Source organism: Sorangium sp. So ce327 (assembly GCF_051530205.1).
Taxonomy (GTDB): domain Bacteria; phylum Myxococcota_A; class Polyangia; order Polyangiales; family Polyangiaceae; genus Sorangium; species Sorangium cellulosum_B.
Genome location: NZ_CP150330.1, coordinates 367,784 through 384,041, shown reverse-complemented (window position 1 = coordinate 384,041; position 16,258 = coordinate 367,784). Strand labels below are relative to the sequence as shown.

Below are 16,258 nucleotides of genomic sequence, written 5' to 3'. Positions count from 1 at the left end.
GGGCGAAGATAGCCGGGCGGACGACACGGTTTCAAGGTTCCTCGCCCCCGCGGGCCTGGAAGGTCGGCCGGAGCTTTCGCGCGCTTCTGCTCCTGTGGCGCGTGGACGTCCGAGCGGGCGGGCCGTCAGGCCGCGGCCGAGGGCGGTTCACCGCGCTCTCGGCTTCGGCTATCAACCGCGGGCATGGAAGCTACGACGATCAAGCGCTTCGGGGTGATCGGCGCGGGCCAGATGGGGCGAGGCATCGCCCAGGTCGCCGCGGCCGCGGGCCTCGAGGTGGTCCTGTGCGACGTCTCGAGGGCGCTGGCGGAGTCGGGCAAGGCCCAGATCGCCGCCATTCTCGCGAAGCAGGTGGAGAAGGGCAAGCTGGCCGCGGAGGCGCGGGAGGCGCTCCTCGGCCGGGTCGCGGTGGCCGACGGGATGTCGGGCCTGGCCGGGGTCGACCTGGCCGTGGAGGCGGTGACCGAGAGCTTCGAGGTGAAGAGCGGGATCTTCAAGCTCGCCGACGCGGCGCTGCCGAAGGGGGCGATCCTGGCGTCGAACACGTCGTCGATCTCGATCACGCGGCTGGCGGCGGCGACCGGCCGGCCTGAGCTGGTCATCGGGATGCACTTCATGAACCCGGTGCCGCTGATGAAGCTCGTCGAGCTCGTCCGTGGGGTCCAGACGTCGGACGCGACGTACGAGGCCGTCCGGGCGCTCTCGGTTGGGCTCGGCAAGACGGTGATCACCTCGAAGGACCAGCCCGGGTTCATCGTGAACCGGATGCTGATCCCCTTCCTCAACGAGGCGTGCTTCGCGCTCCAGGAGGGGCTGTCCACGCCGGAGGACATCGACGCGGGGGCGCGGCTCGGGCTGAACCACCCGATGGGGCCGCTCGAGCTCGCCGACCTGATCGGGCTCGATACGGTGCTGTCGATCGCGGAGGTGCTGCACCGGGAGTTCGGGGACTCGAAGTACCGGGCGGCCACGTTGCTCCGGAACCTGGTGGCGGCGGGGTGGTACGGGAAGAAGAGCGGGCGGGGGTTCTACGTGTACGACGAGAAGGGGCAGAAGAGCGGGCGGGCGGTGTAGGCGGCTGCTGCGGAGCCAGGGAGGGAGGGGGCGCCGCGCGGGGGGCCGGCGGGGGCCCCTCCCACGAACTCGCGCCTTTTGGGGGGCCGTGGCCGGCTGAACGGCGGGGCCGATCTGAAAGGGCGTCGCACGGAGCGGGCCGGCGCTCGGGTTCGTGGGGCCCTACCCCGCCGGCCCCCCGCGCGGCACCCCCTCCCTCCCTGGCTCTCTCCAGGGGGGATGATGACGGGGGAGCGGCGGCGGGATACGCGCGAGGCGAACACGGGTGTGCGGGTCGGAGGACGGGCGGTCTGCTCGACTCACCACGATCGCACGCGGGCTCGCGACAGGACCGTCACGTCGCGCACCCGCACTCAAGCGGTGAGTTCGGATCATCGAGCGACGGGCCATGTCCCGGAACAGGTGCGAGACTCCTCCGGAAATCGCTCGCTCGTCGGCTCGTCCACGGGCTCAGCATAGCAGGCCCGTGAGGACACGGAATGACGCCCTCCCCGGCCCGCGGCAGACGCTTCCCCCCGGCGCGGGGCGCTGCTAACCACGCTCCATGACCGCTCAAGAACAGCAGCCGGGGGCCCCTGCTCGCGGTACGCTCCAGTTCGTCGCCGTCGAGCGCGCGGATCACGTCGCCATCGTGACCATCCAGCGGCCCGACAAACTCAACGCCCTGAACCCCGCCGTCCTCGGCGAGCTCACCACGGCCTTCCGCGACCTCCTCGCGCCCGCCGACGGCAACGAGGTCCGCGCGGCGGTGCTGACCGGCGCCGGCAAGGCGTTCGTCGCCGGCGCCGACATCGCGGAGATGGCGGCCATGAACAGCATCGCCGCGAAACGGTTCGCCGACGCAGGCCACCGGCTCGCCGAGCTCATCGAGACTGCCCCCTTCCCCGTGATCGCCGCCGTCAACGGCTTCGCGCTGGGCGGCGGCTGCGAGCTCGCCCTCGCATGCGACTTCATCTACGCCGCCGAAGGCGCCAAGCTCGGCCAGCCCGAGGTGAACCTGGGCGTCATCCCGGGGTTCGGCGGGACCCAGCGGCTGCTGCGACGGGTCGGGCCAGGACGCGCGCGCGAGCTCGTCTATTCAGGAGACATGATCACCGCCCAGCAGGCGCTGTCGATCGGGCTCGTCAACGCCGTCTTCCCGGCGACCGAGCTCCTCGCGCGCGCCCGCGAGACCGCCCTCAAGATCGCCTCACGCGGGCCGCTCGCCGTCGCCGCCGCCAAACGCGTCCTCCTGCGCGGCGAGAGCCTCGACCTCGCCGCCGCCAACGAGCTGGAAGCCCAGGCATTCGCCGCGCTCTTCGGCAGCGAAGATCAACAGCTCGGAATGAAAGCGTTCCTGGCGAAATCGCAGGCCACATTCACGGGCAAGTGAAGGCTCGGGAGGCGCGAACCGCGCGCTCGACGGCAAAAAAAATACCGCGCATCACGCTGGAGGGGGGCCCAGAATGACCGCGGCAGGGACACCGCGCCGGAGTCTTGAACGTCCGCCACGGTGCGAAGAAAAAAGACCGCATGCGCTCCGGGCTGGGGGGTCCGCGCCGGTGCGCATGCGGTAGTCAGATTGTGGCATCCGCAAGCGCGTTGTCGATAACAAAGTGCAATGACTGCACGCCGAGCGAGCAGAGCGCTCCAGACACGAAGGCGGCCAGGCGGGCGCGCAACCCACACACACAAGCGCAGCGGGAATTCACGTTCGAGCCGGGCATACCCCTCCACCGGAGACAGCGCACAGCGCAGCGTTCGCCGTGCATTCCGAGACGAGCGAACACGAAATCCCTCATCTCTTCAATAAGAGATGCCACGAGGCAGCAGGCCGTACACCGGACGCCTGCTCCCGAGTAAAGAGCCCGGACGAACAAAGCACACTGCGGAAAGAACGCGCCGGCGCCTTGTATTCAAGCGCACGAGAGACCCCGCTCAGGCGCAGCCCGCGACAGGCGCTGCACCCGCACGGCGACAAAGTAAACAGGTTTTATCTAAGGGGGACATAATTCAAGACGTGTGCTCGACGACTCTTCGCGTGATGCGTCTGGGTCAATTTCTCGGCCTCGGCCATCGCATCACAGGGCCTCGATCGCTCGTCGGCGCGCCCATGTCTGCTCGATGGGGGCACCGACGGGCGCGCGGCGCGCCTCGGCAGTGATGGCTTCGTGCGCCCCGGCAGTGCCCGCGAGGGCGAGGCGTCCACCAGCGGCAGGCATCACCGCCGCACCAACGCCGCGGACGAGGGCGCGTGGCGGGCCGGAGCGCGCAAGGCGGAAGCTCGACCCCGGTCGACGCACCCGGGTTCGCCCGGTCCGCGCGCCCGGGGTCCGCACCCCGGTACGCGCCCGGCTCGCGTGATCGCGCCGCCTGGATACGTGGGCCGACGCGCGGGGCACCGCGCGCGAGGCGGAGCTGGCCCGCGCTCGACGGGGAGCTCGTCCGACACGCCATGCCAGATGCAGCGCCCGCTGAGCGCCTCCTCCGCGAAGCGCCTCCTCCGCGATCGGGGCGCGACGTCCTTGACGCCGGGCACGAAACGGGATTACCGAGCACCGGCCTGACAATCCATTCCTCGGGTGCCCTCCGGGGCATAACAGGGAAGCCGGTGCAAAACCGGCGCGGTCCCGCCACCGTGAGTGGGGAGCTGCCTCCGAAGACCACTGGGCCTCATTTAGGAAGAGGCCTGGGAAGGTGGACGCAGCGCTGGGAGCTCGATCAGCTCCCTGAACCCATGAGCCGGGAGACCTACCCGAGCCTCCCACGAGGTGCAGCTTGCGCACGTCTTCGTGGCGTTCGGGTGCGGACTTCACCCGGAGCGCCGAAATCGGTCTTCACGGCCGCGCATTGTCGATCGCCGCCGTGTCCCTGGGGACGCTCCTCGCGCCCCGGCCCGCGGCCGCGATGCACCTCGCGGAAGGCGTCCTGCCGCTCGGCTGGTGCGCCTTCTGGAACGCGCTCGCCCTGCCCTTCGTCGCGATCGCCCTCCACCTTCTCCGGCGCCGCACCGAGCAGGACGCCTTCTACAAGCCGTTCGTCGGCCTCATCGCGGCCGCCGTCTTCGCGATCTCGTGCATGCCCGTGCCGGTGCCGACCGCCGGGACCTGCTCCCACCCGTGCGGCACAGGGCTCGCGGCGGTGCTCATCGGCCCCTGGATGACCGTCCTCGTCACCGTGGTGGCGCTCCTTATCCAGGCCCTCTTCCTCGCGCACGGCGGCCTCACCACGCTCGGCGCCGACGTCGCGTCGATGGGCATCGCGGGCGCCTTCACCGGATATTTCGCCTTCCACCTCGCGCGGCGCTGCGGCGCGAACCTCTGGGTCGCGGGGTTCCTGGCGGGCGTGACGTCGGACTGGGCAACCTACGCCACCACGGCGCTCGCGCTCGCGCTCGGGCTCTCGGGCGAGGGGTCGGTGACGTCCATGTTCACGGGCGTCGCCCTGGCCTTCGTCCCCACCCAGCTGCCGCTCGGCTTGCTCGAGGGCGTCATGACCGCGGGGGCGCTCGCCTTCCTGCGCGCCCGGCGGCCCGACATCCTGGACCGGCTCCAGGTCGTCCGGCTCGCCCCGGGGGCGTCGTGACGCGGCGGCTCGGACAGCGCCCGCTGCCAGCGCCGCTCGCGCGGCGCGCGTGCGCGGCAGCGCTCCGGCTCGCCGCTTCCCTCTGGCTCGCCGCCTGCGGCAATGCGTCCTGGGACGGCGTCGACGAGGCCGTGGTGCGCCGCGTCGCCGAGGACGCAGGGCGCCACGACACGGGGCCGCTGTTCGCGGGCCTCGAGGGCGACCTCCTGCTCTTCGCGTTCCTCTGGGCCGGGCTCCTCGCCGGCTTCGCCCTCGGCTATTTCTCGCGCGTGCTCTTCGTCGAGCGCGCGGGCGCGCCCGCGGTCAAGGCCGGCGGCCAAGGCCTCCGTGCGGACTGACCCGCCCCCGCGGCTCCGCGACGTGGACGCCCGGCTCCGCCTCGGGGCCGCCGTGGCGGCGTGCTGCGTCGCCGCGGGCGCGCGCTCGCCCGTCACGCCGGCCGCGCTGCTCCTCCTCGCGTGCGCGGCCCTCCGCCTCCAGGGCACGCCGGCGCGCGCCGTCCTCCGCGCCGCCGCGCCCGCCGCGTGGATCGGAGCGGTCGCGGCGGCGCTCGCGCTCGCGCTCACGCCGGGAGCGCCGCTCCTCCCCGGCGCGCCGTTCCCCGTCGACGCGATCACGGCCGAGGGGGCCCGCCGCGCCGCGGCCATCGGCGCGCGCGTCCTCGCGGCGGCCGCCGTGCTCCGGTGGCTCGCCGGCGCCGCAGCGCCCGCCGAGATCGAGGCGGCGCTCGCCGGGCTCGGCGTCCCCGCGGCCCTCGTCGAGCTGCTCGCGCTGACCCGACGCTTCGCCGGCGTGCTCCAGCGCGCGGCCGACAGCGCGTGGAGCGCCGCCGCGCTCCGCGGCGGGTTCACCCGCCCCGGGGCCGCCGCGCGCTCGGCCGGCGCCGTCGCGGGCGTCGTGGCGCTCCGGACGCTCGAGCGCTCCGAGAGCGCCGCGCTCGCGATGCAGCTCCGCGGCTACCAGGGGAAGCTCCCCGTCGCCGACCGAAGGACGAGCGCGCCCGCCGCGAACGTCGCGTTCGCCGCCGCCGCCCTCGCGGCCCTCGGGCTCAGCGTCGCCGCGGGAGAGGCCGGATGATCGCGCTGCGCGCCCCCCGGCTCGGCTACCGGCGCGGCGAGCCCGTGCTGCGCGACGTGCGCCTCGACGTCGGCGAGGGCGAGTCCGTGGCGGTGCTCGGCGGCAACGGCGCCGGCAAGACAGCGCTGCTCCGGACGCTCGTCGGGCTGCTCCCGGCGCCCGGCGGCGACGTCGAGATCGCGGGCCGCCGCGTGGGCTCGCCCTCGGACGCCGTCGCCGCGGGCGCCGCGCTCGTGCTCCAGGACCCGGACGACCAGCTGCTCGGCGCGACGCTCCTCGACGACGTCCTGTTCGGCCCGCGAAACCTCGGCCTGCCCGCGCCCGAGGCGCGCCGCCGCGCCGAGGCGGCGCTCGCCGCCGTGCAGATCGCCCACCTCGCCGACCGGGCCATCGAGGCGCTGAGCTTCGGCGAGCGCAAGCGCGCGTGCATCGCCGGGATGCTGGCGATGCGGCCGCGGGTGCTGCTGCTCGACGAGCCGACCGCGGGGCTCGACCCGGAAGGCGAGCTCGCCCTGTGCCAGACGCTGCGCGCGCTCTCCGAGCAGCAGGGGACCACGCTGGTCACCGCGACCCACGCGGTGGATCTCGTGCCGCTCTTCGCCTCGCGCGCTGTCTTGCTGGGCGACGGCCAGGTCCTCGCGGACGGGCCGCCGCGGGAGGTGTTCGCGCGGGGGGAGCTCCTCGCGCGGGCGCGGATGCGGCGGCCGTGGGTCGCCGAGCTCTGGACCCGGATGAGCCCTCTGCCGCCGCGGGGCGGCGCGGGCCTCCCGCTCACCCTGGAGGAGGCGCTCGCGTGCATGACGACGGTCTCCTGCTGATCGGCCACGGCAGCCGCGACGCCGCGTCGAACGCCGAGTTCGAGGCGATCGTGGCCGATTACGCCGCGGCGCGGCCCGAGATCGCCGTGCAGCACGGCTACATCGAGCTCGCGACGCCTCACCTCGCCGACGCGCTCGCGGCGCTCGCGGCGCGGGCGTCCCGCGTGGCGGTCGTGCCGCTCTTCCTGTTCGCGGCGGGGCACGTGAAGAACGACATCCCGCTCGCGCTCGAGCGGGCGCGGGCCGCGCACCCGGGGGTGCGCTTCTCGGCGGCGCGGCCGCTCGGCGTGCACCCGGCGCTCGCCGAGCTCGCGTTCGAGCGCGCCGCGACCGCGCTGCCGGCCGACCCGGCGGCGCGGGCCCGGTCGGCGCTCGTCGTCGTGGGGCGCGGGTCGAGCGACCCCGACGCGAACGGCGATTTCTGCAAGACGGCGCGCCTCATCGGCGAAGGCCGCGGGCTCCAGCTCGTCGAGCCGACCTTCATCGGCGTCACCCGGCCCTCGGTCGAAGAGACGCTGGAGCGGGTCGCGCGGCACCGGCCGGAGCGCGTCGTGGTGGTCCCCTACTTCCTCTTCGCCGGGCGGCTCATGACGAAGCTCGCCGAGCAGGTCGAACGCTTTTCATCGACGTACCCGTGGATCCGGGCGTCGCTCGCGCCGCACCTCGGCCGGTCGAGCGCGCTCGCGGGCCTGATCGACGAGCGCGCGCGCCAGGCGCTCGCCGGCGAGGCGCCGCTCCCCTGCGACACGTGCATGTACCGCACCGCGCTGCCGGGGCTCGCCCGGGAGGTCGGCGGGCTCAAGGCGATGCTCTACAGCGTGCGCCACACGCTCACGCACACGCAGGCGTCGAACCACCCGCACGCCCACCGCTCGCTGCGCAAGCACGTGCTCGTCTGCGGCAACGCCGACTGCGTGGACCGCGGCAGCCTGGCGCTCCTCGAGTCGGTGCGCCGGCTCGTGAAGCAGGCCGGCCAGCAGCAGCAGATCCGCGTGACGAGGACGTCGTGCATGGGGCGCTGCGGCGAGGGGCCGACGGTCGCCGTCTACCCCGACGGGGTCTGGTACCGCGGCGTCCGCGAGGAGGACGCGAAGGACCTCGTCGAGGAGCACCTGCTCGGCGACCGGCTGGTGGCCCGGCTCGTCGACGACATCATGCAGTGAGGCGCGGCGCCGGGCGCCGCCTCGAGCGTGGATCGCCGACGCGCGGAGCCTCCCCCGCAGCCCGCGCGCCACCTCGGCCGTCGTGGTCCCCTGCCCACGTCCCGCGCCAGAGCCGCCCGAGTTGACTCATATGCCCAATTCAGTCATATGAGTTCTGTGCCCGTCCGCCGCCCCGACAGACCCCGCGACCCTGCGCGGCGCACCAGGATCCTCGACGCCGCGAAGCGCCACTTCGTCGAGCGCGGCTTCAAGGGCACCAACCTCGACGCCGTCGCCGCCGAGGCCGGCTGCGCAAAGGGCGCCCTCTACCTCGAGTTCGCCGACAAGGAGTCCCTCCTGCGCGAGGTGGTGGAGCAAGCGTTCGCCACGATCCGCGCGCGCTTCGCCGCCGAGGTGCTCGGCCTGGAATCCCCGCTCGATCGCCTCGTCGCGACCCTCCGCTTCGCTTACCGACAGCAGGCGGCCGAGCCGCTCTTCGGCAAGCTCCTCCGCGAGGATCCCGACCTCCGCGCGCTCCGCCCGCTCGACGACGCCGCGAGCGCCGCCGCCGCGAAGGCGCAGATCGCCCAGATCAACGGCTGGGTCGACGAGGGCATCGCGCGCGGGGAGATCCGGCCCGACGTCGATCGCGACGCGATCCCCTTCGTCCTCGGCGTGCTGCGCTTCGCGCCCCAGCACCTCGGGCTGATCACGTCGTTCTGCGCCTTCGCCGGCGAGCGCACGCTCGACGCGATCGCCGACATCTTTCGCGCCGGCCTGGCCGCGCGTCCTGCAGCGCCCCCCACGGAGACGACCTCCACGACGGCGATCCCCACGGAGCAGCGCGCGACCGCGTCGCGCGCAAGGAGCAAGCGATGAACCAGGCGATCGAGGTGAACGCGCTCGGCAAGCGCTTCGCGAAGGTCACGGCCGTCGAGGGCGTGAGCTTCAGCGTCGCGGCCGGCGAGATATTCGGCTTCATGGGGCACAACGGCGCCGGCAAGACCACGACGCTGCGCATGCTCCTCGGCCTGACCCGGCCCACCGCGGGCACCGCGCGCGTGCTCGGGCGCGACGTCGTCCACGAGACGCTCGAGGTCCGGCGGAACGCGGGTTACCTGCCCGCGTCGTACTCGCTGCCCCCCGACATGACGGCGCGCGGCTTCCTCCACTACATCGCCGCGATGTTCGCGCTGCCCGGCGACGTCGCGGCCGCGCGGGCCGGCGCCCTCCTGCGCCGCTTCGGGCTCGAGCGCGAGGCGGACCGCCCCCTGCGCGGCTTCTCCACCGGCATGGCCCAGAAGGTCGGCATCGCCCAGGCGCTGATCAACGAGCCCGCGGTGCTCCTGCTCGACGAGCCGACCTCTGGGCTCGATCCCCTCGGCCGCCACGAGCTGCTCGAGGTGCTCCGCGCGCTCGCGCGCGAGCGCGGCGTCACCATCGTGTTCTCGTCGCACATCCTCTCCGACGTCGAGGCCCTCTGCCGCCGCGTCGCGGTGATGCACCGCTCGCGCCTCGTCGCCTGCGACGAGGTCGAGCGCCTCAAGGACGCGCACGGGGCGCGCACCATGGACGATCTCTACCTCGCGCTCGTGCGCAGGGAGGCCTCGTGATCCGCCTCCTCTGGCTCGACTACCTCACGACGCTACGCGAGCGGAAGACCTGGCTCTGCGTCGCGATGCTCGTCTACGCGCTGGTCGCGATCCCCGTCGTGCTCGCGCGCCCGCCCGATCACGTGCGCGCCGCGATCGCCGCGTGGTTCGGCGACGCCGCGCCGTTCCAGGTCTTCATGTACGTGTGGATCGACCTGACGATGAACAAGGTGATCGCGTTCATCCCCGTGGTGCTCGCCAGCGGCGTCGTGCTCCGCGAGCGCGACACCGGCGTGCTGCCGCTCCTGGCCAGCAAGCCGCTCTCGATCCCCCGCTACTTCGTGCTCCGCGCGCTCAGCGCGTGCGCGGTGATGGTGACCCTGCACGTCGCGACCCAGCTCGCCGGCGCCGCCTACTTCACGGCGCGCGTCCCCGGCTTCCGCCCCGGCCCCTTCCTCGGCGCGATGTCGCTCCACGCCTTCGCGGCGCTCTTCGCGACCGCGCTCTGCGCCGCGATCGCCGCGTGGGTGAGGCACCGCGGCGCCTCGGCGCTGATCGGGTTCGCCACGCTCGGGGGCCTCGTGGGCCTCTCGCTCATCGGCTTCTATCAGCCCGCCTGGCGGAGCCTCTCCCTCGCGAACCCGATCGCCCTCGGCGCGCTCGGCCTCGGGAGCCTCGACCACCTCGGCCCCGCCGTGCTCGGCCCCCCGATGCTCGCGCTCGCCGCGCTCACCGCCCTCACCATCGCGATCGGCGCCGCGGGCGTCCGGAGGATGGAAGCATGACCCGGGCGACCGCCCCCGCCGCGGCCTCGCTCCGCGGCTACTTCGCGCTCGAGGCGCGCCGCGCCCCGCGCCGCACCTCGCTCGTCGCGGCGGCCGCCGGCGTGCTCGTGGTGCTCGGCAGCCACGCGCTGATCGTGCGCCTGCCGGCGCAGGTCATCCGCTTCCTCGAGCAGGCCTTCGCGATCGAGGGGATGGCCGCCGTGCTCCTCATCAACGATCTCCTCGCCGCCTATTTCGTCGCGTACTTCGTCGCCCTGGCGGGCCTCGTCGACGCGACGGTCACGGCGCGAGAGGAGCGTCGCCTCGAGCTCCTGCTCGCCAAGCCGATCCGCGCCCGCGTCTTCCTCGCCGCGCGCACGGCGCCCTCGCTGCTCGCCGGGGCCGCGGCGGGCGTGGTGGTCGCGGCCTCTACGGCGCTCGCCGTGGCGCCGCACATCGGCGCGAGCGACATGATCAGCGCGGCGGGCGCGCTCGGCGCCGGCCTCTTCCTCGTCGCGCTCTCGATCGCGCTGCTCTCGGCGCTCCTGCCGCTCCTGGCGCGGATGCGGGACGGCTTCCTCGCGCTCCTGGTCGCGTCGGGCGCGTGGATCGCGCCGCTGATGCCCACGGCGGCGTTCATCTACCGGCCCGACGCGTTCGAGGCGCACGAGGGGCTCAGGAGGGCGACGGTGCTCGCGTCGCTGCTCTGGAGCGACGCGACCTCGGCCTGGCTCGGCCCGGTCGCGCTGGCGATCGCCATCCCGCTCGCCGCCATCTCCATCGCCGCCTCGGGCGTGCTCCTCGAGCGCACCGACGCGCTCTGAGCCCGGCGTGCGCCGCGGTGTCGGGCGCGCCTCGCCCGCTCTCACGCGGCGGCGCGCGCGTCTCTTCTCCCCGCCTTCGTCTTTCCGCCCTCTCTCCTAGCTGGTACGAGGGACCGACAGAAGGGAACCGATATGGCCTGTCACGAGATCGCCGCGCTCCGCCTTGGGCTCATGAACATCCTGGGCATCGATGATCCCGCCGAGCGCACGCACGAGCTCGCCGAGCTCGGCGCCGCGGCCGCCGAGCCCGGGCCGGTCTCGGCGATGCTGCGCGCCGGGGACCTGAAGAACCTCTCGCGCCTCTTCGAGGGGTCGCTCGTGGAGCTCCAGGAGAAGGTCGCGAAGACCCCCGCCGGCGACCCGAAGCTGCCTTACCTGCGCTCGCTCCTCATCCTCACGAAGCAGGTCGAGCTCGATCTGCGCGCCCAGGTCGACGGGCTCGGCCGGCTCTACCGGGAGCTCGAGGAGATGCACGACTTCGTGCACGAGATTTACCCGGCCGAGTGACGCGCGCGCCGCTCACGCCCCGCTCACCGGAGCGCCCATGAGGCGCGTGATCGCGACCGCGCGAACGCAGGAGTGACGTCATGGCAACACAAGGCAACCCGAAGATCAGGATCGCCCACGCAACGCCGCTCGGCGACGCCGCCCGGCTGCTCCGGCTCGAGCGCGTCGATGGCGCGGAGATCGGCTTCGCCGGCGGGCAGTACGTGATCATCAACACCGGCGTCACCCTGCCCGGCGGCAGGCTCGCGAAGCGCGCCTACTCGCTGCTCTCCAGCGACGCCGAGCAGCGCGCGGTCGAGATCGCGGTGAAGCGCGTCGGGGCCGGGCCGGGCTCGAACGTGCTCAACGACATCGCCGTCGGCGCCGAGCTCGAGTTCAGCGGACCCTGGGGCAAGCTGCGGCTCGCGCCGGGCTTCTCCGGCCGCGCGCTCGTGATCGCCACCGACACCGGCATCACCGCCGCCCTCGGGATCGCCCGGAGCGCGGCCGCCGCCGGCGCGGCGCAGCTCGACCTGCTCTGGCTCGTCGAGCCGGGCGAGACCTTCGCCTCCGAGCCGTTCGTCCGCGAGCGCCTCCCCGCCGCCGTCCGCCTCGCGGTCGCCCGCGATCTCCCCCCGATCGGCCACCCCGAGCGGCCGGCGCGCGCGTGCGCCCTCGTGGAGCGGGAGCTCGCGGGAGGGCCCTACGACGCCGCGCTGTGCGCGGGCGACGGCGCGATCCTCTACCCGCTCCGCGACCACCTGGTCTCGCTCGGCGCGCCGGAGGGGAGCGTGCTCCTGGAGAGCTTCTTCAACAACCCTGCGAAGAAGTCTTTGTAATCGTTCGGGATCTTGCGAGGGCTATCCCTCCGGCCGAGGGGTCGGAGGGATAGCCCTCGGTGGCGGAACCGCCGGCGCCCGTGGCTGCCCGTTTCGGTTGAATCGGCCGCCCCCATGGGCCAAAAGCCCGCCATGGCTGCTTTCCGACACGTCCGCGGCGCGCGCGCTCTCTCTCCGTTTCGTACCGACAAGCGCCTGACCGAGCTGAAGCAGCGGGTGCCCGAGGTGGTCGGGCTGGGGAGCCGCTGGATCTACTTCGTGCACTCGCGGGCCTCGCTCGACGAGCGCGGCGAGCACGTGCTGTCGCGTCTCCTGGACGACGACGCGCTGGCGCACGGCGGGGGCGGGACGGGCGAGGACGAAGGTCAGCTCGTGCTGGTGGTGCCGCGGTTCGGCACGCTCTCGCCCTGGAGCTCGAAGGCGACCGACATCGCCTGGGTGGCGGGGCTCGCGGCGGTGCAGCGGATCGAGCGGGGCATCGCCTACTACGTGCGGGCGTCGCGGCCGCTGACCGGCGAGGAGCTGACGCGCGCGGCGGGGGCGCTGCACGATCGGATGACCGAGTCGGTGGCCTTCGATCTGGCGGCCGGGCAGGCGCTCTTTCGCGAGGAAAAGCCGCGGCCCCTCGCCCGCGTGCCGCTGTCGCGCGAGGGGCGGCTCTCGCTGACGCGCGCCAACAAGGAGCTCGGCTTGGCCCTGGCCGAGGACGAGATCGACTACCTGCTGGCCGCGTTCACGGAGCTGAGGCGGGATCCGAGCGACGTCGAGCTGATGATGTTCGCGCAGGCCAACAGCGAGCACTGCCGGCACAAGATCTTCAAGGCCGACTGGGTGATCGACGGCGAGGCGCAGGGGCTCTCGCTGTTCAAGATGATCCAGAACACCTTCGCGGTGACGCCGCACCATGTCCTGTCGGCGTACAGCGACAACGCGGCGGTCATGGAGGGGCTCGACGCCGAGCGCTTCTTTCCACAGCCGGGGGCCGGCGCGCTGTACGAGACGCGGCGTGAGCCGGCGCACGTGCTGATGAAGGTGGAGACCCACAACCATCCCACGGCCATTTCGCCGCATCCCGGCGCTTCGACGGGCAGCGGCGGCGAGATCCGTGACGAGGGCGCCACGGGGCGAGGCGCGAAGCCCAAGGCCGGGCTCACCGGTTTTTCGGTGTCGAACCTGCGCATTCCCGGCTTCGAGCAGCCGTGGGAAGCCGAGCCGATCGGCAAGCCCGATCGCATCGTCTCGGCGCTCGACATCATGCTCGACGGGCCGCTCGGCGGCGCCGCCTTCAACAACGAGTTCGGGCGTCCTGCCCTGGCCGGCTACTTCCGGACCTTCGAGCAGAAGGTGCCGGGCGACGGCAGCTCGGCCTCCAGCGTGCGCGGCTATCACAAGCCCATCATGCTGGCGGGCGGGCTCGGCAATGTGCGGCCCGAGCTGGCGCTGAAGAAGACCTTCCCGGCCGGGGCGCCCATCGTCGTGCTCGGCGGGCCGGCCATGTTGATCGGCCTGGGCGGCGGCGCGGCGTCGTCGATGGCCTCGGGCTCGTCGTCCGCCGATCTGGATTTCGCCTCGGTGCAGCGGGACAACCCGGAGATGCAGCGGCGCTGCCAGGAGGTCATCGATCGCTGCAACGCCCTGGGCGCCGGTTCGCCCATCCTCAGCATCCACGACGTGGGCGCGGGCGGCCTGTCGAACGCCTTGCCCGAGCTGGTGCACGACGCGGGCGTGGGAGGGCGCTTCGAGCTGCGCCGGGTGCCCTCGGTCGAGCCCGGCATGTCGCCGCTCGAGATCTGGTGCAACGAGGCGCAGGAGCGCTACGTGCTGGCGCTGGACGCCTCGCGCCTTACGATCTTCGAGGAGATCTGCCGGCGCGAGCGCTGCCCCTACGCCGTGGTCGGTCACTCGACGGCGCAGAACGATCTGGTGCTCGACGACGCCGAGCTCCACGACCAGCCGATCGACATGCCGCTGTCGGTCTTGCTCGGCAAGCCGCCCAAGATGACGCGCGACGTCCGCCGCCTGCCCTCCCCCAGGCAGGCGCTCGACGCCGCCAAGCTGCCGCTGCGCGAGGCGGTCTATCGCCTGCTGCGGCTGCCCACGGTAGCCGACAAGTCCTTCCTCATCACCATCGGCGACCGCACCATCACCGGCCTCGTGCACCGCGATCAGATGGTCGGGCCCTGGCAGGTGGCCGTGGCCGACGCAGCGGTGACGCTGACCGACTACACGGGGTACGGCGGCGAGGCCATGGCCATGGGCGAGCGCGCCCCGCTCGCCGTGCTCGACGCTGCGGCCTCGGCGCGCATGGCCGTGGGCGAGGCGCTGACCAACCTGGCGTCGGCTCCGATCGAGAGCCTCGAGCGCGTGAAATTGTCGGCGAACTGGATGGCAGCGGCCGGCGCCCCCGGTGAGGACGCCAGGCTCTATGAAGCCGTGAAGGCGGTGGGCCTCGAGCTGTGCCCGGCGCTCGGTCTCGCCATCCCCGTCGGCAAGGACAGCATGTCGATGCGCACGGTCTGGGACGGCGGCGAGAAGAGCGTCGTCTCTCCCATCTCGCTCATCGTCTCGGCCTTCGCCCGTGTGCCGGACGTGCGCGGCGCGCTCACGCCCCAGCTCCGCACCGACGCCGGGGACACCGTGCTCGTGGCCGTCGACCTGGGGCGCGGCAAGAATCGCCTGGGCCTCTCGGCGTTCGCCACCGTCAGCGAGCAAGTGGGCGACAGCGTGCCGGACGTCGACTCGCCGGCCGATCTGCGCGCCTTCTTTGAGACCGTGCAGGGCCTGCGGCAGCGGGGGCTGGTGCTCGCCTACCACGATCGTTCGGACGGCGGCCTGTTCGTCACCTGGGCCGAGATGAGCTTCGCCGGCCGCGTCGGCGCGGAGCTGTCGCTCGATGCGCTGGCGGCGAACATCTCGCTTCCGGCCGCTCAGGCTGCAGCCTTGTTCTCGGAAGAGCTGGGCGCGCTCCTGCAGGTGCGCGCCCAGGACGCGCCCGAGGTCATCTCGGCCTTCGCCCGCGCCGGTCTCGAGGGAGCGGCGCACGTCGTCGGCAAGCTCCGCAGCGACGATCGGCTGGTGGTGACCGCGGGCGGCCAGGCCGTGCTCGACGAGCCGCGCGTGGACTTGCGCCGCGCCTGGTCCGAGACCAGCTACCGCATGCGAGCGCTGCGCGACAACCCCGAGAAGGCCCGCGAGGAGTTCGACGCGCTGCTCGACGCCGGGGATCCGGGCATCTCGCCGCATCTGCCCTTCGACGTCGAACGATCGCTGGCTCGCCCGCTGATCGAGGCCGCCAGCGAACGGCCCAAGGTGGCCATTCTGCGCGAGCAGGGCGTCAACGGTCAGATCGAGATGGCCGCCGCCTTCCACCGCGCCGGCTTCGCCGCCCACGACGTGCACATGAGCGATCTGATGAGCGGCGCCGTGTCGCTCGAGGGCTTCCGCGGCCTGGCCGCCTGCGGCGGCTTTTCCTACGGCGACGTGCTCGGCGCCGGCATGGGTTGGGCCCGCTCGGCGCTCTTTCACAGCGAGACGCGCGAGGCGCTGTCGGCCTTCTTCAGGCGACCGAACACCTTCGCCCTCGGCATCTGCAACGGCTGCCAGATGATGGCCGGCCTCAAGGACATCATCCCCGGCGCCCAGCGCTGGCCGCGCTTCGTCAAGAACCGTTCCGAACAGTTCGAGGCCCGTCTCGCCCAGGTCGAGATCCTGGAGAGCCCCTCGGTGCTGCTGCGCGGCCTGGTGGGCGCGCGCCTGCCCGTGGCCGTGGCCCACGGCGAGGGCTATGCCCACTTCGCCAGCGACGCCGATCGCCGCGCGGCGCGTGTGGCGGCCCGCTGGGTGGACGGCCGCGGTCAGGTCGCCACGCGCTACCCCGCCAACCCCAACGGCTCGCCCGACGGCATCACCGGCCTCACCACCGACGACGGCCGTGTGACGATCCTCATGCCGCACCCCGAGCGCGTCTTCCGCGCCGTGCAGCACAGCTGGGCTCCCCCGGAGTGGTCGGAGCGCGGCCCCTGGCTGCGCCTCTTCGAGAGCGCGCGGGCGTTCGTGGGCTGAGCGTCTCTCCTGGAGT

General features: G+C 73.1%; 14 protein-coding genes and 1 riboswitch. All 14 genes read left to right on the top strand.

Annotated features, from left to right (window positions below):
- Nucleotides 1-183: 183 nt before the first annotated feature.
- The 14 genes from WME95_RS01450 to purL all read left to right on the top strand — a co-directional run bounded on the left by WME95_RS01450 (nucleotide 184) and on the right by purL (nucleotide 16,242).
- On the top strand, nucleotides 184-1,074 hold the full coding sequence (locus WME95_RS01450; RefSeq protein WP_437906627.1) for a 3-hydroxyacyl-CoA dehydrogenase family protein: 891 nt from the start codon (nucleotides 184-186) through the stop codon (nucleotides 1,072-1,074).
- 544 nt (nucleotides 1,075-1,618) lie between these two features.
- Complete coding sequence (locus WME95_RS01445; protein ID WP_437906625.1) at nucleotides 1,619-2,446, top strand: enoyl-CoA hydratase/isomerase family protein; 828 nt, start codon at nucleotides 1,619-1,621, stop codon at nucleotides 2,444-2,446.
- Nucleotides 2,447-3,616: 1,170 nt separating this feature from the next.
- Nucleotides 3,617-3,826, top strand: a riboswitch (cobalamin riboswitch).
- 98 nt (nucleotides 3,827-3,924) lie between these two features.
- A complete protein-coding gene (locus tag WME95_RS01440) occupies nucleotides 3,925-4,638 on the top strand; it encodes an energy-coupling factor ABC transporter permease (RefSeq protein WP_437911127.1) in 714 nt (237 codons plus the stop codon).
- Nucleotides 4,635-4,976 (top strand): hypothetical protein, encoded by a 342-nt coding sequence (locus WME95_RS01435; RefSeq protein ID WP_437906623.1) that lies wholly within the window; start codon nucleotides 4,635-4,637, stop codon nucleotides 4,974-4,976. The genes WME95_RS01440 and WME95_RS01435 overlap by 4 nt, the downstream gene beginning before the upstream one ends.
- Nucleotides 4,966-5,715, top strand: coding sequence for a CbiQ family ECF transporter T component (locus WME95_RS01430; protein ID WP_437906621.1), 750 nt, complete (start codon nucleotides 4,966-4,968; stop codon nucleotides 5,713-5,715). Before WME95_RS01435 ends, WME95_RS01430 begins: the two co-directional genes overlap by 11 nt.
- Complete coding sequence (locus WME95_RS01425) at nucleotides 5,712-6,533, top strand: energy-coupling factor ABC transporter ATP-binding protein (protein WP_437906619.1); 822 nt, start codon at nucleotides 5,712-5,714, stop codon at nucleotides 6,531-6,533. The genes WME95_RS01430 and WME95_RS01425 overlap by 4 nt, the downstream gene beginning before the upstream one ends.
- Nucleotides 6,509-7,696, top strand: a complete 1,188-nt coding sequence (locus tag WME95_RS01420) for a CbiX/SirB N-terminal domain-containing protein (protein WP_437906617.1) — start codon at nucleotides 6,509-6,511, stop codon at nucleotides 7,694-7,696. The genes WME95_RS01425 and WME95_RS01420 overlap by 25 nt, the downstream gene beginning before the upstream one ends.
- Before the next feature lie 147 nt (nucleotides 7,697-7,843).
- Nucleotides 7,844-8,554 carry a TetR/AcrR family transcriptional regulator gene (locus tag WME95_RS01415; RefSeq protein ID WP_437906615.1) on the top strand — a complete coding sequence of 237 codons (711 nt, stop codon included), beginning with the start codon at nucleotides 7,844-7,846 and terminating at the stop codon, nucleotides 8,552-8,554.
- Nucleotides 8,551-9,288, top strand: coding sequence for an ABC transporter ATP-binding protein (locus WME95_RS01410; protein ID WP_437906613.1), 738 nt, complete (start codon nucleotides 8,551-8,553; stop codon nucleotides 9,286-9,288). Before WME95_RS01415 ends, WME95_RS01410 begins: the two co-directional genes overlap by 4 nt.
- Nucleotides 9,285-10,052, top strand: a complete 768-nt coding sequence (locus WME95_RS01405) for a hypothetical protein (RefSeq protein WP_437906611.1) — start codon at nucleotides 9,285-9,287, stop codon at nucleotides 10,050-10,052. Before WME95_RS01410 ends, WME95_RS01405 begins: the two co-directional genes overlap by 4 nt.
- Nucleotides 10,049-10,855, top strand: a complete 807-nt coding sequence (locus tag WME95_RS01400) for a hypothetical protein (RefSeq protein WP_437906609.1) — start codon at nucleotides 10,049-10,051, stop codon at nucleotides 10,853-10,855. Before WME95_RS01405 ends, WME95_RS01400 begins: the two co-directional genes overlap by 4 nt.
- A 132-nt stretch (nucleotides 10,856-10,987) precedes the next feature.
- On the top strand, nucleotides 10,988-11,362 hold the full coding sequence (locus tag WME95_RS01395; RefSeq protein WP_012232878.1) for a DUF3209 family protein: 375 nt from the start codon (nucleotides 10,988-10,990) through the stop codon (nucleotides 11,360-11,362).
- An 80-nt stretch (nucleotides 11,363-11,442) separates the two neighbouring features.
- Entirely contained in the window at nucleotides 11,443-12,180 is a 738-nt protein-coding gene (locus tag WME95_RS01390) for an FAD-dependent oxidoreductase (protein WP_437906607.1), read from the top strand.
- Nucleotides 12,181-12,312: 132 nt separating this feature from the next.
- On the top strand, nucleotides 12,313-16,242 hold the full coding sequence (gene purL / locus WME95_RS01385; protein WP_437906605.1) for a phosphoribosylformylglycinamidine synthase: 3,930 nt from the start codon (nucleotides 12,313-12,315) through the stop codon (nucleotides 16,240-16,242).
- The last annotated feature ends 16 nt before the right edge of the window (nucleotides 16,243-16,258 follow it).